This window comes from Cellulosimicrobium sp. CUA-896 (assembly GCF_001942335.1).
Classification (GTDB): Bacteria; Actinomycetota; Actinomycetes; order Actinomycetales; family Cellulomonadaceae; genus Cellulosimicrobium.
Genome location: NZ_MKKH01000078.1, coordinates 65,793 through 89,101, shown reverse-complemented (window position 1 = coordinate 89,101; position 23,309 = coordinate 65,793). Strand labels below are relative to the sequence as shown.

19 protein-coding genes, 2 tRNA genes and 2 pseudogenes are annotated in these 23,309 nt (G+C 73.0%); 12 read left to right on the top strand and 11 right to left on the bottom strand.

The window, feature by feature from the left end; all coding sequences use genetic code 11:
• Positions 1 to 330 precede the first annotated feature (330 nt).
• Complete coding sequence (locus BJF88_RS17300; protein ID WP_369824668.1) at positions 331 to 1,692, top strand: MFS transporter; 1,362 nt, start codon at positions 331 to 333, stop codon at positions 1,690 to 1,692.
• 135 nt (positions 1,693 to 1,827) lie between these two features.
• Here BJF88_RS17300 and BJF88_RS17295 read toward each other — a convergent pair whose 3' ends face one another.
• Entirely contained in the window at positions 1,828 to 2,868 is a 1,041-nt protein-coding gene (locus BJF88_RS17295) for an adenosine deaminase (RefSeq protein ID WP_075829693.1), read from the bottom strand.
• Between the two features lie 160 nt (positions 2,869 to 3,028).
• Here BJF88_RS17295 and BJF88_RS17290 point away from each other — a divergent pair, with 160 nt between their 5' ends.
• A complete protein-coding gene (locus BJF88_RS17290; protein ID WP_075829692.1) occupies positions 3,029 to 3,301 on the top strand; it encodes a DUF4242 domain-containing protein in 273 nt (90 codons plus the stop codon).
• A gap of 14 nt (positions 3,302 to 3,315) precedes the next feature.
• On the opposite strand, the gene BJF88_RS22660 is transcribed toward BJF88_RS17290, so the two are convergent.
• Genes BJF88_RS22660 through BJF88_RS17275 form a run of 3 tightly spaced genes read right to left on the bottom strand, consistent with a single transcriptional unit; the run spans position 3,316 to position 6,216 of the window.
• Complete coding sequence (locus tag BJF88_RS22660) at positions 3,316 to 3,483, bottom strand: response regulator transcription factor (RefSeq protein ID WP_255372146.1); 168 nt, start codon at positions 3,481 to 3,483, stop codon at positions 3,316 to 3,318.
• 16 nt (positions 3,484 to 3,499) lie between these two features.
• Positions 3,500 to 5,353: a hypothetical protein gene (locus BJF88_RS22655; protein WP_075829691.1), complete on the bottom strand. Its 1,854-nt coding sequence runs from the start codon at positions 5,351 to 5,353 to the stop codon at positions 3,500 to 3,502.
• Positions 5,278 to 6,216 (bottom strand): AAA family ATPase, encoded by a 939-nt coding sequence (locus BJF88_RS17275; RefSeq protein WP_075829690.1) that lies wholly within the window; start codon positions 6,214 to 6,216, stop codon positions 5,278 to 5,280. The genes BJF88_RS22655 and BJF88_RS17275 overlap by 76 nt, the downstream gene beginning before the upstream one ends.
• Before the next feature lie 166 nt (positions 6,217 to 6,382).
• Here BJF88_RS17275 and BJF88_RS19785 point away from each other — a divergent pair, with 166 nt between their 5' ends.
• The 3 genes from BJF88_RS19785 to BJF88_RS17260 all read left to right on the top strand — a co-directional run bounded on the left by BJF88_RS19785 (position 6,383) and on the right by BJF88_RS17260 (position 9,063).
• The gene (locus tag BJF88_RS19785) at positions 6,383 to 7,165 is read left to right on the top strand and encodes a hypothetical protein (RefSeq protein ID WP_158068970.1); all 783 of its coding nucleotides are present in this window, start codon (positions 6,383 to 6,385) and stop codon (positions 7,163 to 7,165) included.
• Between the two features lie 359 nt (positions 7,166 to 7,524).
• On the top strand, positions 7,525 to 8,100 hold the full coding sequence (locus tag BJF88_RS17265; RefSeq protein ID WP_222844049.1) for a type IV toxin-antitoxin system AbiEi family antitoxin domain-containing protein: 576 nt from the start codon (positions 7,525 to 7,527) through the stop codon (positions 8,098 to 8,100).
• 30 nt (positions 8,101 to 8,130) lie between these two features.
• Positions 8,131 to 9,063 carry a nucleotidyl transferase AbiEii/AbiGii toxin family protein gene (locus tag BJF88_RS17260; RefSeq protein WP_222844048.1) on the top strand — a complete coding sequence of 311 codons (933 nt, stop codon included), beginning with the start codon at positions 8,131 to 8,133 and terminating at the stop codon, positions 9,061 to 9,063.
• Between the two features lie 183 nt (positions 9,064 to 9,246).
• Here the strand turns inward: BJF88_RS17260 and lpdA are convergent, their stop codons facing one another.
• Positions 9,247 to 10,650 (bottom strand): dihydrolipoyl dehydrogenase, encoded by a 1,404-nt coding sequence (lpdA, locus tag BJF88_RS17255; protein WP_075829687.1) that lies wholly within the window; start codon positions 10,648 to 10,650, stop codon positions 9,247 to 9,249.
• A gap of 282 nt (positions 10,651 to 10,932) precedes the next feature.
• Here lpdA and BJF88_RS17250 point away from each other — a divergent pair.
• The 4 genes and pseudogenes from BJF88_RS17250 to BJF88_RS17235 all read left to right on the top strand — a co-directional run bounded on the left by BJF88_RS17250 (position 10,933) and on the right by BJF88_RS17235 (position 16,966).
• Positions 10,933 to 13,499 (top strand): annotated as a pseudogene (locus BJF88_RS17250) (leucine--tRNA ligase).
• Between the two features lie 210 nt (positions 13,500 to 13,709).
• Entirely contained in the window at positions 13,710 to 14,654 is a 945-nt protein-coding gene (locus tag BJF88_RS17245) for a DUF808 domain-containing protein (RefSeq protein WP_075829718.1), read from the top strand.
• 47 nt (positions 14,655 to 14,701) lie between these two features.
• Positions 14,702 to 16,009 carry a hemolysin family protein gene (locus BJF88_RS17240; protein ID WP_075829686.1) on the top strand — a complete coding sequence of 436 codons (1,308 nt, stop codon included), beginning with the start codon at positions 14,702 to 14,704 and terminating at the stop codon, positions 16,007 to 16,009.
• A 45-nt stretch (positions 16,010 to 16,054) separates the two neighbouring features.
• Positions 16,055 to 16,966 (top strand): LLM class flavin-dependent oxidoreductase, encoded by a 912-nt coding sequence (locus tag BJF88_RS17235; RefSeq protein WP_255372145.1) that lies wholly within the window; start codon positions 16,055 to 16,057, stop codon positions 16,964 to 16,966.
• A 1-nt stretch (position 16,967) separates the two neighbouring features.
• On the opposite strand, the gene leuD is transcribed toward BJF88_RS17235, so the two are convergent.
• The gene (leuD, locus tag BJF88_RS17230) at positions 16,968 to 17,606 is read right to left on the bottom strand and encodes a 3-isopropylmalate dehydratase small subunit (RefSeq protein ID WP_075829685.1); all 639 of its coding nucleotides are present in this window, start codon (positions 17,604 to 17,606) and stop codon (positions 16,968 to 16,970) included.
• 62 nt (positions 17,607 to 17,668) lie between these two features.
• A pseudogene (leuC, locus tag BJF88_RS17225) lies at positions 17,669 to 19,149 on the bottom strand (3-isopropylmalate dehydratase large subunit).
• A gap of 161 nt (positions 19,150 to 19,310) precedes the next feature.
• Here leuC and BJF88_RS17220 point away from each other — a divergent pair.
• The 3 genes from BJF88_RS17220 (at position 19,311) to BJF88_RS20060 (ending at position 21,258) form a co-directional block, all read left to right on the top strand.
• A complete protein-coding gene (locus BJF88_RS17220; protein WP_024840729.1) occupies positions 19,311 to 20,030 on the top strand; it encodes an IclR family transcriptional regulator in 720 nt (239 codons plus the stop codon).
• A gap of 144 nt (positions 20,031 to 20,174) precedes the next feature.
• On the top strand, positions 20,175 to 20,342 hold the full coding sequence (locus BJF88_RS20065) for a hypothetical protein (RefSeq protein ID WP_171905256.1): 168 nt from the start codon (positions 20,175 to 20,177) through the stop codon (positions 20,340 to 20,342).
• Between the two features lie 4 nt (positions 20,343 to 20,346).
• A complete protein-coding gene (locus BJF88_RS20060) occupies positions 20,347 to 21,258 on the top strand; it encodes a PH domain-containing protein (RefSeq protein WP_222844047.1) in 912 nt (303 codons plus the stop codon).
• Between the two features lie 53 nt (positions 21,259 to 21,311).
• On the opposite strand, the gene BJF88_RS17210 is transcribed toward BJF88_RS20060, so the two are convergent.
• From BJF88_RS17210 to BJF88_RS17195, 4 genes are all read right to left on the bottom strand, one after another.
• Positions 21,312 to 21,734 (bottom strand): phage holin family protein, encoded by a 423-nt coding sequence (locus BJF88_RS17210; protein ID WP_075829683.1) that lies wholly within the window; start codon positions 21,732 to 21,734, stop codon positions 21,312 to 21,314.
• Positions 21,735 to 21,858: 124 nt separating this feature from the next.
• Positions 21,859 to 21,931 (bottom strand) — tRNA-Glu (locus BJF88_RS17205).
• A gap of 99 nt (positions 21,932 to 22,030) precedes the next feature.
• Positions 22,031 to 22,102, bottom strand: a tRNA-Gln gene (locus BJF88_RS17200).
• A gap of 201 nt (positions 22,103 to 22,303) precedes the next feature.
• Entirely contained in the window at positions 22,304 to 23,281 is a 978-nt protein-coding gene (locus BJF88_RS17195) for an aldo/keto reductase (RefSeq protein WP_075829682.1), read from the bottom strand.
• Between the last annotated feature and the right edge of the window lie 28 nt (positions 23,282 to 23,309).

Sequence of the window (23,309 nt, the reverse complement as noted above, 5' to 3'; positions counted from 1 at the left end):
TGTGGAGCCGGTGACCGGCCCGGGGTCCGGGCGCGGTGCACCGTGTCGACCCGGTGGGGCCAACGCGCGGCACCCGAGGATTATTCACCCCGGGGCGCGTCACGACCCTCCGGACGGTGGAGGACCCGTGGAGGTGTCGCGAGGCGCCGGCACGCGAGGGGCGCGGGAGCGCGGGGATCCGCGGCGCGACCGGCGCGGACGCGCCGGGCGTGAGGCGGACCACGACACGCCGGTGGCCGCTCGGATGATGAGACGGTGAGTTCGGCATGCGAGAAGCGTGGTTACCGTCGGGGCAGCGTACCCGTCGGTACGCCCTCGTTCCGCAGCGTCTTGCAGGAGACCCCCGTGACCACCACGACCGGCACCCCGGCCACACCAGTTGCCCCGAGCAACTCTCGCGGCCGTGTCATCTTCGCCAGCCTCATCGGCACGTCGATCGAGTTCTACGACTTCTACGTGTACGCGACCGCGGCCGTGCTCGTCTTTCCGACCGTGTTCTTCGCGAGCGAGGACCCGACGTACGCGCTCCTGCAGTCGTTCGCCGTCTTCGGCGTCGCGTTCGTCGCCCGCCCGGTCGGCTCGGTGCTCTTCGGCCACTTCGGCGACCGCGTCGGCCGCAAGGGCACGCTCGTCGCCTCGCTGCTCACCATGGGCGTGGCGACGTTCCTCATCGGCGTGCTGCCGCCGTCGAGCACGCCCGGCTGGGCGATCCTCTCCCCCGCGCTGCTCGTGCTCATGCGTTTCTGCCAGGGCCTCGGGCTCGGCGGCGAGTGGAGCGGCGCGGCGCTGCTCGCGACGGAGAACGCCCCGGAGGGCAAGCGCGCCGTGTGGGGCACGTTCCCCCAGCTCGGCGCGCCGATCGGCTTCATCCTCGCCAACACGGTGTTCCTCGTGCTCGCGGAGACGCTCGACGACGCGCAGTTCCAGGCGTGGGGCTGGCGCGTGCCGTTCCTCGCGAGCGCGGTGCTCGTCATCGTCGGCCTGTGGGTGCGCCTCAAGCTCATCGAGACGCCCGCGTTCCAGAAGGTCGTCGAGGCCGAGGCCGTCGCGAAGGTGCCGGTCGCGCGCGTGTTCCGCACCTCGTGGCGCCAGATCGTCGCCGGCACGTTCATCATGCTCGCGACGTACGTGCTGTTCTACCTCATGACGACGTTCACCCTGACGTACGGCACCGCGGCCGACGACGCGTCGCCCGCCGGCCTCGGGTACGAGCGCACCGACTTCCTCATCATGCTCATCGTCGGCGTCGTGTTCTTCGGGGCCTTCACCCTGGCGTCGGGACCGATGGCCGAGCGGTTCGGGCGGCGTCGACACCTGCTGTGGACCACCGTCGGGATCATCGTCTTCGGTGCGCTGTTCGTGCCGCTGTTCTCCGGTGGGACGGTGGGCGTCATGGCGCTGCTCGTCGTCGGGTTCTCGCTCATGGGCCTGACGTTCGGCCCGATGGCCGCCGTGCTGCCCGAGCTGTTCCCCGCGAACGTGCGCTACACGGGCTCGGCCGTGGCCTACAACGTCTCGTCGATCCTCGGCGCGGCCGTCGCGCCGTTCATCGCCGTGGCGCTGTGGACCGCCGCCGGCGGCTCGACCGTGCTCGTGGGCGTGTACCTGTCCGCGATGGCGGTGATCACGCTCGTCGCGCTGCTCGTGTCGAAGGAGACGAAGGACGTCGCGTACAGCGACTACGTCTCCTGACGCCCGCAGGCTGCCGGCGTCGAGCACGCCGAGCCATCGACGCGGTGCCGCGACGTAGAACGCATGTCGCGAGATAGAGCTCTGGGAGTTCTACCTCGCGACGTGCCGTTCTATCTCGCGGGTCGTGTGCGTTTGTCAGACGGCGTCGGCCTCGTACGCGGCCACGTAGCCGTCGATGTCGGCGAGGTAGGCCGCGCGCTGCTCGTCGGTCAGCCACGACGCCTCGAACGAGTTGCGCGCGAGCTGGACGACCTCGACCGTGGTGAGGTCGGCGGCCTCCGCGAGAGCGACGTAGTTGTCGGCGACGTAGCCGCCGAAGTACGCGGGGTCGTCGGAGTTGAGCATGACGCGCACGCCGTCGCGCAGCAGGCCGGCGATCTCGGTGGCCTTCATGTCGTCGGTGACGAACGAGTTGGAGATCGGGCAGCACGTGAGCCCGAGGCCGCGCTCGCGCACGACGTCGACGAGCGCCGGGTCCTCCACGACGTTCGTGCCGTGGTCGACGCGGTCCACACCGATGCGGTCGAGCACCGTGCGGATGTTGTCGATGCTGCCCTCCTGGTCGATGTCGCAGTGCGCCGTCAGGCGGTAACCGAGGTCGCGGGCGCGGTCGAAGACCTCGGCGAACTTCTCCGGCGGGTTGCCGCGCTCGTCGGAGTCGAGCCCGACGCCGACGATCTTGTCCCGGTACGGCACCGACGCCTCGAGCGCCTCCGCGGCGCTCTCGGCCGACATGTCGCGCAGGAAGCAGAGGACGAGGTGCGCGTCCACGCCGTGCTTCTCCGGGGCCTCGGCGGCCGCGCGGTGGTAGCCCGTCACGACGGCGTCGAACGACACGCCGCGCGACGTGTGCGCCTGCGGGTCGAAGAACATCTCGACGTGCTTCACGCCGTCGGCCGCTGCGCGCGCCAGGTACGCGTCGGCGAGCTCGTAGAAGTCGTCCGGCGTCTGCAGCACCTCCATCGCCGGGTAGTACACGGCGAGGAAGCTCGCGAGCGAGTCGAACTCGTACGTCGCGCGCACCTCCTCGACCGTCGTCTGGCCGATGTCGATGCCGTTGCGCTCCGCGAGGCGCAGCTTGAGCTCCGGCTCGAGCGTCCCCTCGAGGTGCAGGTGCAGCTCGGCCTTCGGCAGGCCGGTGATGAACTCGCGCGTGGGCGTGGCGGGCAGGGGCATGGGTCTCCTTCGTGGTCGGTCCGCCCATCTCATCATCCCGGACGGCGCCCTCGCCCCGCGGCGCCGTCGACCGGACCCGCGTCGCGGGGCCGGCCCCGCTGGCACGGCGCCGTCGCGGTGCCAGACTGGGAGGGCAGGGAGGACGGGAGGAGGTCCCACCGTGCCGCTCTTCATCGTCGAGCGCGAGTACGCGGAGCGCGTCGAGCCGTACCTGGGCGCCTTCGAGGGGCTCAACGAGGTCAACGCGACGGAGGGCGTCCGCTGGCTGTTCTCGTTCCTCTCGCTGGACCGGCGCAAGACGTACTGCCTCTACGAGGCGCCGACGGCCGAGATGATCCTCAGCGCCGCCGCGGCGGCGGGCATCCCTGCGGACCGCGTCGTCGAGGTCGTCGGCCGTGTCCTGCCGACCGGCGCGCTCGAGCCGGTCGTCTGAGGTCGAGGTGCCGCTCAGTCCAGCAGGCCCTGGGTCGCCGCGTACCGCGCGGCGCGGGTCCGGTTGTCGCAGCCGGTCTTGAGGAGGATGCTCCGGACGTGGTTGGCGGCGGTGTGCTCGCTGATCACGAGTGAGCGTGCGAGCGCGCGGTTGCTGAGCCCCTGCGCCACGAGCCGCAGCACCTCGACTCGCGCTCGGTCAGGCCGTCGGCACGCCGCGACCGCGTCCCCTCGACCTCGTCGAGCATGCGCAGCACGCGCCGCGAGCCGATCGACGTCGCGATACGCCGCGCCTCGGCGACGAGAGCGCCGACGTCGCAGCCGCTCGCTCCGGTCGTACGGTGGGCCGACGCGTGCGCCGCGAGCGTGTGCGCGACGTGCAGGTCCGCACCCATGTGCCGGTCCATCGCCTCGGCCCGGGCGAAGTCCGCCTCCCAGTCGCCCGTGGACAGCAGCGCGTCGAGGACCCGAGGTAACGGTCGGCGCTGCCCATCGCGGTGACGAGCGAGCCGAACATGAGGTTGAGCCCCGTGTAGGGGGCGATGGCGGCCCGCACCCGTCCGGCCGCGTCCTCGTCGCGCAGCGCGACCGCGGCGTCGGCCACGATCGTCAGGACCCCCACCCGGGCACCCGGCGACGAGTCGATCGCCCCGGGCTCGAGCAGCCACCGCAGCGCTCGGCGGGCGGCGTCGTGCATGCCGAGCTCGACGTAGAGCGCGAGCAGGCCCGGGACCCACCGCTCGCCGAGGTCCTCGTCCTCGCTGACGAGACCGCGCACGTCGTCGAGCCCACCGGCCTCCCGGCGGAGCACGAACTGCTGCACCCCGTACTGCCCGTCGGGTCCCACGTCCTCGTCAAGCTCGACGGCGGCACCGATCTCGAGCAGCGTCTCGGACGTCTGCGCGGCTCGGTCCAGGCGGCCGGCGGCGAGGTGGCGCGAGAAGTCGACGCAGCCCCCGAGGTAGGCGAAGTACGGCTGGTGGGTGCCTTCGGCGACCAGCCGCAGGTCGTCACGCCCCGACCGGACCAGGGCCTTGTCGCCCCGCTGGTACCCGAGCAGCGTCCGGTACGAGGCGGCGGGCCCCAGCCTCCAGAGGTCGCCGGTCCGCAGGCAGACCTCCGTGACCTCGGCGGCGCAGGCGAGCTTGAGGTCGGCGTCGTCGACCGAGTTCCCCTGGACGAGCGCGGCGACGAGGACGTCCAGGAGGAGGTCGTCGCCCCCGTGCTCGCGGGCGCGTGCGACGGCACGATCCGCGAGCGAGCGCCCCTGCGCGTCCTTGCAGTCGAAGGCGAGGGCCCGGGCGAGACCGGCCAGCGCCCGCACCTGGAGCTCCTCGTCGTGATCACCGGGCGCCTCGAGAGCCCCCTGCAGCAGCGCGACCGAGCGCCCACCGACCAGGTTGCTGCGCCAGTTGGCGTCCTCGTACTGGACGGCGGCCCGCAGCCGGTGCGGGGAGGTCACGTCGGCCGCGATCGGCTCGGCGAGCCGTCGCGACCGCACGAGCGCGCCGGTCAGCAGGCGTTCGCGGGCTGCGAGCAGGACGGCGTCGTCGGCGTCCGCAGGGTCGTCCTCGATCGCGGCGGCGCGCTCGTAGAGGTCGGCTGCCTCGTCGTGCGCCAGTCCGTCCGCCGCGAGCGCGGCCGCGAGGCGCAGGTAACGGACGGCCTCGACGCGGTGACCGAGGATGTGCGCGGCCTCGAAGTGGTGCGCGACCTGGGCGACGTGCGCCGCACCGCGGCCTCCGCGTGCCTCGAGCGCGCAGGCGACGTGCAGGTGGAGCTCCGTGCGGCGCGAGGACGACATGGCTCCGAGGACGACCTCCCGGGCGATGGCGTGCCGGAACCGGACCCGCGTCGGCGTCCCGTCGACGGGCTCGAGCAGGTGCGCGTCGAGCGCGGCGTCGAGGTGCGCGAGGGCCTCCTCGGGCATCACGCGGCCGGTGGCGACCAGCAGGTCGACGTCGACGACGTCGCCGATCACCGCGGCGAGCTCGACCGTCGCACGCGCGCCCGGGTCCAGCGTGCCAAGGCGCGCCTCGACCGCGTCCTGCACCGACGGCGGCGTGCGACCGTCCGGGTGGACGAATCCGGACGGGCCGCGGGCGCGAGGGTCTGGACCAGCTCCCGGACGAAGTACGCGTTGCCGCCGGTGCGGTCGTGCACGTCCGGCGCCACGGCCCGCGCCAGGGTGGGTGGTACCTGCGACTCCCGGACGAGGTACTCCTCGACGTCGTCGGTCGCCAACGGGGGCAGGTCGATGCGCCGCACCCCGTCGAGGCGGTAGAGGCGCGCCACGTGGTCGAGGACGTGACCGACCCGGTCGGGTCCGGTCGTGCGCTGGGCCACCACGAGCAGGAGCTGCAGGTCCGCCGTCTGCTCCACGAGGAAGGAGAGCAGCTCCCACGCCGTCTCGCCGGCCCAGTGGGCGTCGTCGAGCAGCAGCGCGAGCGGCCCGATGGCCGCGGCGGAGCGCACCGCGGTGACGACCGCGTCGAGCAGGTCGCGCCGGGACGCACGACCCGCCGGACGTTCGCCCGCCACCGTGTCCAGGAGCGCGACCGTGCGTGCCAGGTCGGAGCGGTCCGTCTGACCGTCGGCCGGCGCGAGCGAGCCGTCGGCGATCGCCGTCCGCAACGTGACGACCGGTGCGACGAACGGCTCGTAGGGTGACGCGAGCGTGCTGGGGCACGTACCGGTGAGCACGGTTGCGCCCTGGGCCGTCAGCTCGGCGGCGAGCTGCACCAGCAGACGCGACTTGCCCGCGCCGGGCTCTCCGCCCACGAACCGGACCTGGCGCGTCCCCCGGCGCGCCGCGGCCCATGCCTCCTGGAGCTGGCCGCGCTCGGCCCTCCGCCCGACGAAGCAGCTCTGCGCCGCGTCGCTCCAGCGCCGTGACCCCGTCGACCAGCTGGACACGCCGACAACGCTACGCCGGGCGTCGGCACGGGTCGATGGTCCATCTTGACCATGCGCGGCGGCGGGCAAGATGGTCCTTGCCGGTCATGCTCCGCTGCGACCGTCGTTCCTAGCGTGGCGTGCAGAGGGCCCCGGCAGAGGGCCCCGTCCCGAAGGAGTGGGAGCCATGACCGGACGGAGCACGCCACGGGGCTCGACACGTGCCGACCTGGCCGTGCCGAGCGGGCGGACACGGAAGGGCGGGCGCGGCGCCCGTGGTCTCGTCGGCGTCCTCGCCGCGGCGTGCGGCGCGTCGCTCGCGGTGACCGTCCCGGCCTCCGCGCAACCGTCGGGCGACGACGAGGGCACCGGGCAGCGGACCGTGCTCGGTGGCCGCGCCTCGCTCGCCGCCGCGCAGCTGGCCGACGGCGGCTGGTCGGTCGTCACCGACCGGTCGGACCGCGCCGTGCTCGTGGCGCAGGGGGCACGGGTGCGCGTCGTCGTCGACGCCGCGGTCGGCCCGGACGCCGGCGCGGCCGACAGCTCGAGCCTCGTGGCGGAGCTGTCGGACACCGCCGGCCTCGGGCTGCCGCGGTCCGTGAGCGGGGACGCAGGGATCCTCGTCGTCTTCGACGCCGACACACCCGCGGCGGCCGCCGTCGGGCAGGGAGCGCCGCCGTACGCGACGACGTCGCGGTGCACGTCGCTGCCGTGGACGCAGGCCGTGACGCCGCGGACCACGCTGACGGGCGAGGGCGACGCCAAAGTCGTGCTGGGCACACCCTGCACCGTCGAGCGCGTGTACGTCGTCGAAGGCGGTGCGGGCAACCTCCTCGTCGAGGCGCAGGCTCCGCGGGGCACGGACGGCGGAGCGGCGTCCCTGGCCGCGATGGAGGCGCTGGTGACGACGCTGGTCCCGGACGACGCGCACGTCGGCACGCACGGGCCGCAGCACCTGCAACACCGGTGACGCACGTCTCGGTCGACGGGAGAAGGCCCGGACCTCCAGAAGTCTGCAGGTCCGGGCCTTCGGTCGTGCGTTCGTCGCCCGCACCTTCCGGACCGGGGACTCGCCTGTCCGACTTCCCGCCCACACGTCCTCCGATCTGTTGCCCAACGGGCTCTGACGTGCACGAGGGGAACCCTTGACAGCAACCTTGCTGTCAAGGTGTCGGTACGCGGCGGCCGGTCCCACGGGACGGGCGCGCTCATGGACGCGCGGATGATGCCGGGGAGGCCCGACCCGCCATCGCCAGGCCTCGACTCGCCGTAGGAAAACCTCTACAGTACACCCGTTGGTGTAGAGGTCGTCCTACGGAGGTGATCGTCGTGTCCGCGGACCTGCTCACCGCCCTGCCGCCGACGTTCCGATATTCCCAAGCTCGGGAGCTCCTCAACGAACGGCAGTTCCGGAAGCTCGTCGACGAGGGTGAGATCATCGCGATCGCCCGCGGCCTGTACCGCAAGCGCGGCCTCACGGGCGACGACGACCTCATCGAGATCGCTTCCCGCACCCCCGATGCGACCCTCTGCTTACGTTCGGCCCTGGCGCGTCACGACCTCGTCGACGACATCCCCGCCGAGATCGACATCGCGATACCTCGCGGAGCATGGACGCCGAGAACAGAGGCGCCTGTTCGCTGGCGACACTTCGCTACCGGGACATTCCGCATCGGTAGGGTCCTGCTGGACATCGGGGACGAGTCGACCATCGGGCTGTACTCGGCCGAGCGCAGCATCATCGACGCGTTCCGGATGCGGAACCTCGAGGGTCCTGAGCTCGCCAACGAGTCCCTCAAGCGGTGGCTGCGGAGCGGCGGCCAGCCATCGGAGCTGCTCCGCATGGCCCGCGACTTTCCTCGCACCTTGACCCCTCTGCGACAGACCATGGAGATCCTGCTGTGACCCGACCGACGCACGGCACGCCCGCAGGAGATGCCTACCTGGGTCTGCAGAACCAAGCCCGCCGCGCCAAGCGGCCCACCCCAGGAGCTGCACCAGCTGTACGTGCTCGAAGGATTCCTCGCCCGACTGGCCGCGAGCTCCGAGCGCGACCGCTTCGTCCTCAAGGGTGGCGTGCTGCTGGCGGCCTTCGGGTCGCGCCGCCCCACCAAGGACATCGACCTCGCAGCGCTCGAGACCGCCAACGATGTCGACACCGTCAGGGCACTCGTGGCCGACGTCGCCGCGACCGTGTTACCGGAGGACGACGGAATCGAGTTCCTGCCGGAGACAGCGCGAGCGGAGGCGATCCGCGAGGACGACGAATACCAGGGCGTACGCGTGCACGTCGACGCACGCCTGGCCACAGCCCGCCTTCCCTTCCACGTGGACGTCAACGTCGGCGACCCGATCTGGCCTCCGCCCTCAGACGTCGCCGTCCCACGCCTGCTCGGCGGCGAACCGATCACCCTGAGCGGCCACCCGATCCACATGGTCTACGCCGAGAAGATCGTCACCGCCGTCCAGCGCGGCCTGGCCAACACTCGATGGCGCGACTTCGGCGATGTGTGGAGCCTGTCCAGGAACCACGCTGTCCACGCGGACGACGTCATCCGCGCCGTCGACGTCGTCGCGCGCTACCGCAAGGCGACGCTGCACCCGCTGGCCGACGTGCTCGACGGGTTCGCTCCGCTCGCCCAGGCGCGTTGGTCGCGTTGGCTACGCGGCTCGGGATCGCCTCACCTGCCGGCCGACATCGCACCCGTGCTCGACGACGCCGTCGCGTTCGCCGACCCCGTGCTGACCCGCCAGGCCGCTGGCCTCGCGTGGGACCCGGCCGAGTCCGTCTGGCACGAGCTCGGTAGCTTGACGCCCGCGCTCATGCGCGCGGCGAGCTCGACGTCGCGGACCAACGTCGCCTTCTGATGGCGCAGCACCACCTTGACATCGGCGTGGCCGCCCCGACGCGTGCGCGTCGCTCCTCCCGTCCCCGGCCGACTCCGGTTGTCCACCGTGATCGAGGCACAGAAAGAGGCCTTGACCTGCGGCGGTAGCGCAGGTCAAGGCCTCTTGGCCGGACGGTCGAGCCTGTCCGCTGTGTTCCGGGCGTCAGAAGTTGATCATGTGCCCCGCGAGGCCGTGGATCGACTCCTGGACGGCCTCGGACAACGTCGGGTGCGTGTGCACGTTGCGAGCGAGCTCGTTGACGGTGAGGTCCCACTTCTGCGCGAGGGTGAGCTCGGGCAGCATCTCGGAGACGTCGGGGCCGATGAGGTGGCCGCCGAGCAGCTCGCCGTAGGTCTCGTCGGAGATGAGCTTGACGAAGCCGACGGGGTCGCCGAGGCCGTGGGCCTTGCCGTTCGCCATGAAGGGGAACGTGGCGACCTTGACCTGGTAGCCCTCGTCCTTGGCCTGCTGATCGGTGAGGCCAAAGCTCGCGACCTGCGGCTGGCAGAACGTGGCGCGCGGCATCATGCGGTAGTCGCCGAGCGTGAGGGTCTCGGCGCCGCCGATCGTCTCGGCCGCGACGACGCCCTGCGCCTCCGCGACGTGCGCGAGCATGAGCTTCGCGGTGACGTCGCCGATGGCGTAGATGTGCGGGACGTTGGTGCGCATGACGTCGTCGATCGCGATGGCGCCGCGCTCGGTGAGCTCCACCCCCGTGTTCTCGAGGCCGAAGTTCTCGACGTTCGGCGCGAAGCCGACGGCCATGAGCACCTTGTCGACGACGATCTCGCCCGGCTTGTCGTCCTTCACGCCCTTGTAGGAGACGGTCACCGACGACCCGTCGTCCTTCACGGTCTGGACGGCCGTCGACGTCAGGATGTTGACGCCGAGCTTCTTGTACTGCTTGGCGATCTCCTTGGAGACGTCCGCGTCCTCGTTCGGCAGCGCACGGTCGAGGAACTCGATGATCGTGACGTCCACGCCGTAGTTCTTCATGACGTAGGCGAACTCCATGCCGATCGCGCCGGCGCCGACGATGGCCATCGACTTCGGCAGCTCGCGCGTGAGGATCTGCTTCTCGTACGTCACCACGTTGTCGGACAGCTCGACGCCCGGCAGCAGGCGCACCTTCGACCCGGTCGCGATGATCACGTTGTCGAACGTCACCTGGTCGCTCGAGCCGTCGGACAGCTTGAGGTCGAGCGTGTTCGCGTCGCGGAACGTCCCGCGCGCGTCGTACTCGGTGATCTTGTTCTTCTTCATGAGGAAGTGCACGCCCTTGACGCGGCCCTCCGCGACCTGGCGCGAGCGGTCGAACGCCGCGCCGAAGTCGAAGCTCACGTCACCGGACATGCCGAAGGTCTTCGCGTCGTGCGTGAACAGGTGCGCGAGCTCGGCGTTGCGCAGGAGCGCCTTGGACGGGATGCAGCCCACGTTGAGGCACACCCCACCCCAGTACTTCTCCTCCACGACCGCGACCTGCAGGCCCAGCTGGGCTGCACGGATCGCGGCCACGTAACCACCGGGACCTGCACCGAGGACGACGACGTCGTAGTGGGATGCCATGGCGACCAGCCTACTGGCGCGCGGCTCGCCGCGGACGAGGTGCGCGGGCGACGTCCGCCACACTGCGCCGCTCCCCAGGGCCACCTCCGGGCCTTGACCCGCTGCACCGCCCCGCGTCACGATGTCCGGGATGCGACGCATGCGGCTCCTCCTTCGCCGGCCGCGCTGAGCCCGCCGGGCGGGCACGCTCAGCGCGGCGGTGCCTGCACGTCCCGGTGACGACCCCCGGTGAGCGCACGGCGAGTGCCCGACGGCGAAGCCACCGTCTCGAGGAGCCCCACCGTGGACGCTGCACACCCTTCCCCCGTCGACGCACCTGTCGACACCCCGCAGAACACCCGTCCGTCGACCGCCGAGACCGAGGACCGCTGGCAGCGGTACTGGTCCGAGCACGACACCTTCCGCGCTCGCGACGACGGCACCCGCCCGCGCCGCTACCTGCTGACGATGTTCCCCTACCCCTCCGGCGACCTGCACATGGGTCACGCGGAGGTCTTCGCCCTCGAGGACGTCGTCGCCCGGTACTGGCGACTGCGCGGGTACGACGTGCTCAACCCGATCGGCTGGGACTCGTTCGGGCTGCCCGCCGAGAACGCCGCGATCCGCCGCGGAGAGAACCCCGCCGTCTTCACCGAGACCAACATCGCGACGCAGGCCGCGACCGCGCGCCGGTACGGCGTCTCGTTCGACTGGTCGCGCCGACTGGAGACGCACCGGCCCGAGTACTACCGCTGGACGCAGTGGCTGTTCCTGCGCCTGCTCGAGCGCGACCTCGCCTACCGCGCGACGGCGCCCGTGAACTGGTGCCCGCAGGACCGCACCGTCCTGGCGAACGAGCAGGTGGTCGGCGGACGGAGCGAGCGCTGCGGCACCCCCGTCGTGCAGCGCGAGCTCACGCAGTGGTTCGTGCGCGTCACGGCCTACGCCGACCGCCTGCTGGACGACATGGCCGCGCTGGAGGGCGCGTGGCCCGAGCGCGTGCTCGCCATGCAGCGGCACTGGATCGGGCGCAGCGAGGGCGCCCGCGTCCGGTTCGACGTCACGGGTCCCGACGGCGCCCGGCTGCCCGGCGCCGATCCGGTCACCGTTTTCACCACGCGCCCCGACACCCTGCCCGGCGCGACGTTCCTCGCCGTCGCGCCCGAGAGCCCGGTCGCGTCCGCGCTGTGCACGCCGGAGAGCGCCGACGCGCTCGCCGCCCTGCGCCGCGACGCCCTCGACGCGGGCGAGATCGCGCGGTCCGGCCCGGGGCGGGGCCGCGGCGTGTTCCTCGGCGTCTGGGCGGAGCACCCGGTGACGGGCGCGCGGCTGCCGGTGTGGGCGGCCGACTACGTGCTGCCCGGGTACGGGACCGGCGTCGTCATGGGCGTGCCCGCGCACGACGAGCGCGACGCCGCCTTCGCGCGTGCCCACGGCCTGCCCGCGGGCGACGGCGCGACGTGGCCGTCCGTCGACTACGCGGTCGACCGGATGGAAGGGGCCGGCCACGGCGAGCGGGCGACGTCGTACCGGCTGCGCGACTGGCTGGTGTCCCGGCAGCGGTACTGGGGCGCCCCGGTGCCGGTCGTGCACTGCGACGCGTGCGGCGTCGTGCCCGTGCCCGACGACGCGCTGCCCGTGCGCCTGCCCGACCTCGCGGGCGACGACCTGCTGCCCCGCGGCCGCTCGCCGCTCGCCTCCCCCGCGGCCGACGCGTGGCGCCGCGTGCCGTGCCCGCGGTGCGGCGCCGACGCCGAGCGCGACCCGGACACGCTCGACACGTTCGTCGACTCCTCCTGGTACTTCCTGCGGTACTGCTCGCTCGGCGCGTCCGGTGGGCCCGGCGCGGCCGACGACGTCCCCTTCCGACCCGGGGACGCGCGCCGCTGGATGCCTGCCGCGCAGTACGTCGGCGGGGTCGAGCACGCGATCCTGCACCTGCTCTACAGCCGGTTCGTCACCAAGGTGCTGCACGACCTGGGGTGGGTCGACGTCGTCGAGCCCTTCGCGACGCTGCTCAAGCAGGGACAGGTGCTGAACGGCGGGCGCTCGATGAGCAAGTCCCTCGGCAACGGCGTCGCGCTGGGCGAGCAGCTTGACCGGTGGGGCGTGGACGCCGTGCGCCTCGCGATGGTGTTCTCCGGGCCGCCGGAGGACGACGTCGACTGGGCGGACGTCGACCCGGCGGCGATGCGCCGCTTCTGCGACCGCGTGCTGCGGCTCGCCGACGCCGCCGCGGCGTCAGGGAGGGCGTCAGGGACGGCGTCGAGGCCGGCGTCGGGCACGGCGTCGGAGCTCCGGCGTCCGACGGCCGGGGCACGGCAGGCGACGCGCGTCCCGGCACGCGCGCGCACGCCCTCCGGCGCGCGTCGCACCGCACGGTGCACGACGCCGAGGGGCTGCTCGAGCGCTCGCGGTTCAACGTCGTCGTCGCGCGCGTCATGGAGCTCGTGACGACGGCCCGGCGCGCCGCGGCCGACGGGCCCGCCTCGGGCGAGGACGGTGCGGCCCATGCCGCCGCCGTGCGCGAGGCGGCCGACGCCGTCGCCGCTCTCCTCGGCCTGTTCGCCCCGTACACCGCCGAGGAGGCGTGGGAGCGGCTGGGGCACGCGCCGTCGGTCGCGGACGCCGGGTGGCCGCGCGTCGACCCCGCGTTGCTCGTCGACGACACCGTCGAGGCCGTCGTCCAGGTCGACGGGAAGGTGCGGGGCCGCGTCGTCGCGCCGGCCGACGTCGACGACGCGACGCTGCGCGACCGGGCGCTCGCCCTGCCCGCGGTGGCCCGGGCGACGGGCGGGCGCGAGGTGGTGCGCGTCGTCGTGCGCGCGCCACGCCTGGTCAACGTCGTGACGCGCACGACGGCCGGCTGACCATGACACCCAGCCCCGCCGAGCACGGGATCGTCCACCGGGATCCGGCCGGGACGGTGGGAGGTCCCGTGCTCGGCAGACACGTCGGCGGCGACGACGGACGCGGCGGCGCGAGCGGACGCCCCGGCGGCTACGATGCTGCGGCCGCGCCCCGACTCGACCCGGCGGACCCGACCGCGGCACCACGGGCCCGCGGACGGAGACCCCCTCATGGCCGTCGGACTCGCCGCCCTCCTCGACGACATCGCCGCGTTCGCCAAGCTCGCCGCAGCGTCGGTCGACGACATCGGTGCCGCCGCCGGGCGCGCGAGCGCCAAGGCGACGGGCGTGGTGATCGACGACACGGCCGTCACCCCCCGGTACGTCGAGGGGCTGGCCGCCAAGCGCGAGCTGCCCGTCATCCGGCGCATCGCGACCGGCTCGCTGCGCAACAAGCTGCTGTTCATCCTCCCGGCGGCGCTGCTGCTCAGCCAGTTCCTGCCGTGGCTGCTGACCCCGCTGCTCATGCTCGGCGGGACGTACCTCGCGTTCGAGGGCGCCGAGAAGCTGTGGGAGGCGGTCTCGGGCCGGCACCACGCCGCGGCGGAGGACGTGGCGGCGAAGAAGGCGGTGGACGAGGACCGGGTCGTGTCCAGCGCGGTGCGCACCGACTTCATCCTCAGCGCCGAGATCATGGTCATCGCGCTCAACGAGGTCGCGTCGGAGGGCTTCTGGTCGCGTGCGATCATCCTCGCGGTCGTGGCCCTGCTCATCACGGTGCTCGTCTACGGGATCGTCGCGCTCATCGTGAAGATGGACGACATCGGCCTGCACCTCGCCAGCCGGCGCACCGGGTGGGTCCAGTCGTTCGGGCGCGGGCTCGTCGTCGCGATGCCGCGCGTCATGGCGGTGATCTCGACGGTCGGGATCGCCGCGATGCTGTGGGTCGGTGGCCACATCCTCCTGCAGGGGACGTACGACCTCGGGTGGCACGCGCCGTACGACCTGCTGCACCACCTCGAGGACGGCGTGCACGGGGTGCCGGGCGTCGGCGGTCTCCTGGCCTGGCTCGTCGACACCCTGGGCTCTGCGGTCGTCGGCGTGGTCGTGGGCGCGGTCGTCGTCGCCGTCGTGCACCTGGTGCACAGCCTGCGCCACCGTCGCGCGCACGCCTGATCCTTCCCCGGCCCGCGGGACCGCTCCCCGCCTGCTTGGATGGATCGATGGACTCCGGTACATGGACCAACATCGCCCTCGTCCTCGTGTTCGTGCTCGTCGGCGGGGTCTTCGCCGGGACCGAGATCGCGCTGGTGTCCCTGCGGGAGAGCCAGGTCGCGCGGCTCGAGCGGCGGTCGGCCCGTGGCGCGCGCGTCGCGTCCGTCGCACGTGACCCCAACCGGTTCCTCGCGGCCGTCCAGATCGGGGTGACCGTCGCGGGCTTCTTCTCCGCCGCGTACGGCGCGTCCACGCTCGCCCCCGACCTCGCGCCCGTGCTCGAGGACCTCGGGCTCCCCGAGTCGCTCGCCTCGACCGTCGCCCTCGTCGTGCTGACCCTGCTCGTCGCCTACCTGTCGCTCGTCCTCGGTGAGCTGGTCCCGAAGCGCATCGCGCTCCAGCGCTCCGAGCGGGTCGCGCTCGTCGTCGCGCCCCCGCTCGACCGCTTCGCGACGCTCGCACGCCCCGTGATCTGGCTGCTCTCGCGCTCGACCGACGCCGTCGTGCGCCTGCTGGGAGGGGACCCGTCCGCGCGCAGCGAGGAGATGAGCGAGGAGGAGCTGCGCGAGCTCGTCGTCGCGCACGAGGCCCTGCCCGAGGACGAGCGGCGCATCCTCGACGACGTCTTCGCCGCGGGCGACCGCTCCCTCGCCGAGGCCATGACACCGCGCGGCGAGGTCGCGTTCATGCCGGGCGCGACCACGCTCGCCGAGGCAGCGAGGACGGTCGCGGAAGGACACTACTCGCGCTACCCGGTCACCGGCGAGGACTTCGACGACGTCCTCGGCTTCCTCCACGTGCGCGACCTCCTCGGCCGCGACCGCCCGGAGCACCCCGAGACCCACGCGGCGACGGGCGAGCCGGTGCGCGTGCGCGACGTCGTGCGCCCCATCCTCGAGCTCCCCGCGACGAACACCGTGCTGCCCGCGATGTCCCGGATGCGCCGCGAGGGCGTGCACATCGCGGTCGTGGTGGACGAGTACGGCGGGACCGACGGCATCGTCACGCTCGAGGACCTCGTCGAGGAGCTCGTCGGCGACATCCGCGACGAGTACGACCCCGACGAGCCGTCGGCGGCGCGCGAGCACGGTGGCGCGACGAGCGTCGACGCCGGCCAGACCATCGAGGAATTCGCCCGGCGGACCGGTGTCGAGCTGCCCGACGGCCCGTACGAGACCGTGGCGGGCTACGTCGTCGCGCAGCTCGGGCGGCTCGCCGCCGTGGGCGACCACGTCGACGTCGGCGACCACCGCCTGACCGTCACCGACGTCGCGCGGCGCCGGCTCGTGCGGCTCGACCTCACCGACCGCGCCTGAGCGGGTGCGGCCCGGGTGTCGGTGGCGGCGTCTAGCGTCGCCGCCATGGACGCGTCGACGCGGCTCGAGGCAGGAGCCACCGGGTCAGGGCTGAAGGTGGGCGTCGTCGGGAGCTTCGGCTCCGCGGCCGAGGTGGTCGAGATGGCCGTCGCCGCCGAGCAGCACGGCTGGGACGGCTTCTTCACGTGGGACGGCATGAGCATCATGGACGTCGACACGTTCGACCCGTGGGCGGTCCTCGCCGCGGCCGCGGTGCGGACCGAACGGGTCACGCTCGGCGCGATGGTCTTCGCGCTCCCCCGCCGCAGACCGTGGGAGGTCGTGCGGCAGTCCCTGACCGTCGACCACCTGTCCGGGGGGCGGCTCGTGCTCCCGGTCGGCGTGGGCGTGCTCGACGACGGCGGGTTCTCCGCGGTCCCCGACCAGCCGCAGCCGCTGCGCGACCGGGCCGAGCAGCTCGACGACGCGCTGGCGTTCCTCGACCGCGCGTGGACGGGCGAACCGTTCTCCTTCTCCGGCACGCGCCTGCAGACGGGCGAGATGCAGTTCCTCCCCCGCCCCGTCGACCGCCCGGCCGGGGGCCCGCGCGTCCCGGTCTGGCCGGTCGGCGTCTGGGACGCCGAGCGCCCGCCCCGGCGCTCGCTCGACCGCGCGCTGCGCCACGACGGGATCGTCGTCCAGCTCGGCGGAGAGCGCGGGTTCGACGTCCCGACGCCCGACGACGTCGCCGCCCTCGTCTCCTGGCTCATCACGCGCCGCGCCGAGCTCGGCCTCGTCGACCGTCCGTTCGACGTCGTGCTCCAGGGCGAGCTGCCCCCGGATCGTGCCGCCGCCGCGGACCAGCTCGCGGGCCTCGCCGAGGCGGGCGCGACCTGGTGGGTCGAGTCCCGGTGGAACCCGGACAGCGCGACCCCGGCGTCGCTCCTCGACGCGATCCGCCGGGGCCCGCCGCGCTGACTCAGCCGACGGGGCGCGCCGCCTCGATCTCGACCTTCGGGAGGGTCTTCGCCGGCAGTGTCCTCGGCCGCCACGCCGCGCGCGTCGCCTCGAACGCCGCGATGGCGTCCTCCTGCTGGAGCGTCAGGCCGATGTCGTCGAGGCCCTCCATGAGGCGCCAGCGCGTGTAGTCGTCGATCTGGAACGGCACGGTGACGTCGAGCGCGGACGCGGTGCGCGCGACGAGGTCCACCGTCACCTCGGTGCCGGGGTTGGTCTCGAGGACCTTCCAGAGCAGCTCGACGTCCTCCTGCGCGACGATGCCCGCGACGAGCCCCTGCTTGCCGGAATTGCCGCGGAAGATGTCGGCGAACCGCGACGCGAGGACCACGCGGAAGCCGTAGTCCTTGAGCGCCCAGACGGCGTGCTCGCGCGAGGAGCCGGTGCCGAAGTCCGGGCCGGCGACGAGCACGGACCCGGTCCGGTAGGCGTCCTGGTTGAGGACGAACGTCGGGTCGCCGCGCCACGCCGCGAACAGCGCGTCCTCGAAGCCCGTGCGGGTGACGCGCTTGAGGTAGACGGCGGGGATGATCTGGTCGGTGTCCACGTTGCTGCGGCGCAGCGGCACGCCGACGCCGGTGTGGGTCGTGAACTTCTCCATGGTGAGCCTCTTCGGGGTGCGGGGGACGACGGGGCGCTTGCCGGCTCGCGGCGGTGGTCGGGTCAGACCTGGACGAGGACGCCCGGGTCGAGCGGCGCGAGCGGCGTGCCGTCGAAGGAGGTGAGGTCGACGTCGGCGGGCAGGTCGAGGTCCGAGACCGACGACAGGGTGCCGCGGATCGCCGTGGCCGCCGCGACGAGCGGCGAGACGAGGTGGGTGCGCCCGCCCTTGCCCTGGCGTCCCTCGAAGTTGCGGTTCGACGTGGAGGCCGCGCGCTCCCCCGGCTGCAGCTGGTCGGGGTTCATGCCGAGGCACATCGAGCAGCCGGCGTTGCGCCACTCGGCCCCGAACTCCTTGAAGATCACGTCGAGGCCCTCGGCCTCGGCCTGCAGGCGCACCCGGGCGGAGGCCGGGACGACGAGGACGCGCACGTCGTCGGCCTTCTTGCGGCCCTGCAGCACCTTCGCGACGGAGCGCAGGTCCTCGATGCGCCCGTTGGTGCACGAGCCGATGAACACCGTGTCGACGGTGATCTCGCGCAGCGGCTGCCCCGGCGTCAGGCCCATGTACTCGACGGCGCGCTCGGCTGCGACGCGCTCGTTCTCGTCCGCGATCTCCTCGGGGACGGGCACGGTGGCCGAGATCGGCAGGCCCTGACCGGGGTTCGTGCCCCACGTGACGAACGGCTCGAGGTCGGACGCGCGGAGCGTCACCTCGGTGTCGAACACGGCGTCGTCGTCCGAGCGCAGCGTGCGCCAGTACTCGACGGCCGCATCCCAGTCGGTGCCCTCGGGCGCGTGCGGGCGGCCCTTCAGGTACTCGAACGTCGTCTCGTCCGGGGCGATCATGCCGGCGCGCGCACCGGCCTCGATCGACATGTTGCAGATCGTCATCCGCGCCTCCATGGAGAGCCTGCGGATGGCCTCGCCCCGGTACTCCAGGACGTAGCCCTGGCCGCCGCCGGTACCGATCTTCGCGATGATCGCGAGGATGATGTCCTTGCTCGTCGCGCCCGGGGGCAGCTCGCCGTCGACGTTGATCGCCATGGTCTTGAACGGCGCGAGCGGCAGCGTCTGCGTCGCGAGGACGTGCTCGACCTCGGAGGTGCCGATCCCGAACGCGAGGGCACCGAACGCGCCGTGCGTCGAGGTGTGGGAGTCGCCGCAGACGACCGTCAGGCCGGGCATGGTCAGGCCGAGCTGCGGGCCGACCTGGTGGACGATGCCCTGGTCGGCGTCGCCCAGCGAGTGGATGCGCACGCCGAACTCGCGCGCGTGTTGCGCAGCGTGTCGATCTGCGTGCGGCTCGTGAGGTCGGCGATCGGCAGGTCGATGTCGAGCGTCGGGGTGTTGTGGTCCTCGGTCGCGATCGTGAGGTCCGGCCGACGGACCTGACGGCCGGCGAGACGGAGCCCCTCGAACGCCTGCGGGCTCGTGACCTCGTGCACGAGGTGGAGGTCGATGTAGAGGAGGTCGGGGGACCCGTCGGTACCGCGGCGCACGAGGTGCGCGTCCCAGACCTTCTCCGCCAGCGTGCCGGCCATGCTGCTCAACTCCTCGTCGTGTGTCACGGCGTCTCCCGCGGGGGCACGGGCACCGCTGGACCGATCGTCCGCCCTTCGAGCACCGCCTCGGGAAACCGTCCAGCGGGTGGACCGTGCCCGGCCGACTTGCATCTCATTGCGTGAGACGTCAATATCGACCTATGGACAATACTAGCGGAGTCGGCGTCCTGGACAAGGCCGCCTCGGTCCTCGGCGCCCTGGAGTCGGGACCGGCCACCCTGGCCCAGCTCGTCACGGCCACGGGCCTCGCCCGCCCGACGGCGCACCGCCTCGCCGTCGCCCTCGAGCACCACCGCATGGTCGCGCGCGACATGCAGGGGCGCTTCGTCCTGGGGCCGCGCCTCAACGAGCTCGCGACGGCCGCGGGCGAGGACCGCCTGCTGGCCGCCGCGAACCCGGTGCTCACCGCGCTGCGCGACCACACCGGGGAGAGCGCGCAGCTGTACCGCCGCCAGGGCGACCACCGCATCTGCGTCGCCGCGGCCGAGCGGCCCGTGGGTCTGCGCGACTCGATCCCCGTCGGCGCGACGCTGACGATGAACGCGGGCTCCGCCGCGCAGATCCTCCTCGCGTGGGAGGAGCCGGACCGCCTCCACCGCGGGCTGCGCGAGGCCGTCTTCACCGCGACCATCCTCTCGGGCGTCCGGCGGCGCGGCTGGGCGCAGTCGGTGTCCGAGCGCGAGCTCGGCGTCGCGTCGGTGTCGGCGCCCGTCCGCGGGCCGTCGGGGCGCGTCGTGGCGGCGGTGTCGATCTCCGGGCCGGTCGAGCGGCTCTCCCGGCAGCCCGGTCGCCTGCACTCGGGCTCGGTCGTCGCCGCGGCGAACCGCCTCACCGAGGTGCTGCGCCGCGCGGGCGAGTAGGCGACACACCGGCGCGCACGGGTGACCCAAACGGGACACCCCTGTCAAAATCACCTCGAATGCTGGCATGCTGTGCGGACCGCCCCACGCGGTCCGAAGGGGGCGTACGTCTGCCGAGCCGACCCCCGACACGGGAGGACCCTGATGCATCCGAAGGTGAAGGCGATCCTCATCTGGGCGCTGGTGATCTTCGCGCTGTACGCGATCGTCACGAGCCCGGAGCGCGCCGCCGACATCCTCGAAGGGATCTGGGACGTCGTCCTGGGAGCCTTCCGCAGCATCGGCCAGTTCTTCAGCTCGCTCCTGGACTGACACGGTGGCTGCCGCCCGTGGCCGGCCCCGCAGCCGGATCCTCGACCGCTACGTGCTCGGCGGCGAGCGGGTCGTGGTCGCGACGCGCCACCACTGGGGCATGCTCATCGAGCCGGTCGCCACGACGGTCGGCGCGCTGCTGGTCGTGGGGTGGCTCGTGGCGCAGGCCGGCCCGACGGTGGGCGACGGGGTGCTCGTGCTGGGGTGGCTCTGGCTGGTCGTCGCCGCGCGCCTCGTGTGGAAAGTGTTCGAGTGGCGCAACGAGTGGTTCGTCGCCACCGACAAGCGCCTGCTGCTGCTGTACGGGCTGATCACGCACAAGGTGGCGATGATGCCGCTCACGAAGGTCACGGACATGAACTACGGGCGCTCCCCCGCCGGCCGCGTGCTCGGGTACGGGCAGTTCCTGCTCGAGTCGGCGGGTCAGGACCAGGCGCTGCGGCAGATCGACTGGGTGGCGCGCCCCGAGGCGACCTACCGCCAGATCTGCGACACCCTGTTCGGCCCGACGGGCGTCGCGTCGCGCCCCCGCTCGCCGGCCGCCGCCTTCACCGATCCGCTCGGGACGCCCGCACGCGACGACGTGGGCGCACCGCCACCGGCTGCTCCGCCGACGCCGTGGGGCGGCCACCCACCGGTGCCGCTCCCGCCCGTGCCGCCGCTCCCGCCCGTGCCGCCGCCCCCCGCGCACGCGGCCCGTCCCGACCGCTCCGACGGCCCGGCGAGCGGCCCCACGCAGCCGCTCGCCGCCGTCGGGCACGGACGCGGCGCTCCGGGGACCGGCGGCGGCCCAGAGGACGAGCCGGGGTGGACCGTCTCGGACGAGCAGCGCGCGCCGTACGTGCGCGTCGACGAGGCGCGCTCGACGCTCCCCCGGCCGGACGAGGCGCGCCCCGGGCGCGACGACGCCTCCTGACCGGGCCACGCGGGCCGTCCGGCCCCCACGGCTCGTCGCCGCTCCGCGGTCCGTCAGCCCTGCGCCCGCGCCACCGGGCCGCCCCCGTCGCCGCGGCGCTCCCCGAGCTTCTCCTTGAGGAAGAACATCGGCAGCAGCAGCGTCGCGAGGGCCGTCACGAGCCAGACGACGAGCGTGGCGAGGATCCACGGCACGACACCGCCGGTGATGCGGAGCCCGTCCCCGACAAGGGACGCGACGAGCAGCGCGACGAAGGTCGAGACGAGCCCGATCCCGCCGAGGAAGGCCGGGGCGTAGCGGGCGGCGGTCTTGGCGATGAACGGGGACAGCACCGCCTGGGCGACCGTGAAGACCGCGACGGCGACGACGAACCCCGTCGCCGTGATCTCGACGCCGTCGATGACCCACGAGGCGACGAGCAGGCCGAGAGCGGCCGACGCCAGCAGGATCACGAGGCGGATCAGCAGTCGCACCATGCCACCGAGAGTAGCGACGTGCGTCACACCCGGCGCGGGGAACGCCGCCCCGGCCCGGTGACCGCGCCGTCGGCCCACGACGAGAAAGGCGCGGTCATCGTGAGATGACCGCGCCTTTCCGATGTACCCCCAACGGGATTTGAACCCGTGTTACCGCCGTGAGAGGGCGACGTCCTAGGCCGCTAGACGATGGGGGCCTGTGGCTGCTCGATCCGCTGGGACCGTTTCACCGGTGAGAACTCTACCTCATGTCCGGAGCGGTTCTGACCGCTCGTTCCAGGAGCCGGAGCTCATCGCTGGGGTACCAGGACTCGAACCTAGACTAAGTGAACCAGAATCACTCGTGCTGCCAATTACACCATACCCCATGGTGGTATATGAGTCCTCGGAGAGCGGGTCGCGGAGCGGACTGACACCCGTCCCCTCGCTCCCTCCCGTGGAGGTCTCACCGGCCGAGAACATTACCGGAGAGGCGGGCCGGGACCAAATGCGCCGCGCGCCCGTCCCGCCCCGGACCTGCGCCGGTGCCGGACGGGTGCGACGGCGGGCGTGACGGCGAGCGCGACGCGTCAGGCCGCACGCCGCAACCGGCGCCGCACCGAGCCGCGCAGACGCTCCGGCACCCCGACCGGCTCGAACGCGTCGGACGCCTCGTCGAGAGCCGCCACCTCGTCGTCCGCGAGCTGCACCGAGCCCGCCTCGACGTTCTTCTCGAGCTGCTCGACGCTCGACGCACCGGGGATGGCGAGCACGCCGGGCCGCGCGACGACCCACGCAAGGGCGGCCTGCGTCGGCGTGAGGTCGTGCGCCTCCCCGACCTGCCGCAGGGTGTCGACGAGCGGAGCGATCCGCTCGAGGTTCTCGGGGGCGAAGAGCGGGTTCGCGCGCCGCACGGCGTCGCGCGGCCGGTCGTCGGGGGTGTAGCGCCCCGACAGCACGCCCTGCCCGAGCGGGCTGTAGGCGACCACGACCCGACCCTCCTCCCGCGCCCACGGCAGGAGGTCCACCTCGGGGTCGCGGTGCACGAGCGAGTACTCCACCTGGTTGCTCACCACGAGAGCGCCGAGCGCGCGCTCGGCGGCCTGCCACCGGTCGAGCGAGTAGTTCGACACGCCCACCTGGTCGACGAGCCCCGTGCGCCGCAGGGCGGCCATGCCTCGCATCGTCGTGCCGTCGCGCACCACGGGGTTCGCCTGGTGCACCTGGTAGAGGTCGATCCGCCGGACGCCGAGCCGGTCCGCGGACGCGACCGCCCGCTGCTGGACGACGGGTGCCACCGGCAGGACGGGGAACAGCTTGGTCGCGACGACCACCTCGTCGCGCCGCTCCCCCAGCGCCTCGCCGAGGATGCGCTCGCTGCGGCCGAACCCGTAGAGCTCGGCCGAGTCGAAGAACGTCACGCCGAGCTCGAGCGCCCGCCGCACGATCTCGCGGGCGCGCCGGTTCGCGAAGTCGTCGCCGTAGCCCCACTCGCGCGAGCCGAACTGCCAGGTGCCCAGACCGACGACGGACGCGGGGACACGGGTACCGAGGTCGAGGGTGCGCATCGGCCCACTCTCCGGGCACGGACCGCGC

Coding starts and splice junctions, on each gene's coding strand:
- BJF88_RS17295 (WP_075829693.1), bottom strand. CDS start 2,868: ATGCCCCTGCCCGCCACGCCCACGCGCGAGTTCATCACCGGCCTGCCG.
- BJF88_RS19785 (WP_158068970.1), top strand. CDS start 6,383: ATGACCGGACGGAGCACGCCACGGGGCTCGACACGTGCCGACCTGGCC.
- BJF88_RS17260 (WP_222844048.1), top strand. CDS start 8,131: ATGCCTACCTGGGTCTGCAGAACCAAGCCCGCCGCGCCAAGCGGCCCA.
- lpdA (WP_075829687.1), bottom strand. CDS start 10,650: ATGGCATCCCACTACGACGTCGTCGTCCTCGGTGCAGGTCCCGGTGGT.
- BJF88_RS17245 (WP_075829718.1), top strand. CDS start 13,710: ATGGCCGTCGGACTCGCCGCCCTCCTCGACGACATCGCCGCGTTCGCC.
- BJF88_RS17240 (WP_075829686.1), top strand. CDS start 14,702: ATGGACTCCGGTACATGGACCAACATCGCCCTCGTCCTCGTGTTCGTG.
- BJF88_RS17235 (WP_255372145.1), top strand. CDS start 16,055: ATGGACGCGTCGACGCGGCTCGAGGCAGGAGCCACCGGGTCAGGGCTG.
- leuD (WP_075829685.1), bottom strand. CDS start 17,606: ATGGAGAAGTTCACGACCCACACCGGCGTCGGCGTGCCGCTGCGCCGC.
- BJF88_RS17220 (WP_024840729.1), top strand. CDS start 19,311: ATGGACAATACTAGCGGAGTCGGCGTCCTGGACAAGGCCGCCTCGGTC.
- BJF88_RS20065 (WP_171905256.1), top strand. CDS start 20,175: ATGCATCCGAAGGTGAAGGCGATCCTCATCTGGGCGCTGGTGATCTTC.
- BJF88_RS17210 (WP_075829683.1), bottom strand. CDS start 21,734: ATGGTGCGACTGCTGATCCGCCTCGTGATCCTGCTGGCGTCGGCCGCT.
- BJF88_RS17195 (WP_075829682.1), bottom strand. CDS start 23,281: ATGCGCACCCTCGACCTCGGTACCCGTGTCCCCGCGTCCGTCGTCGGT.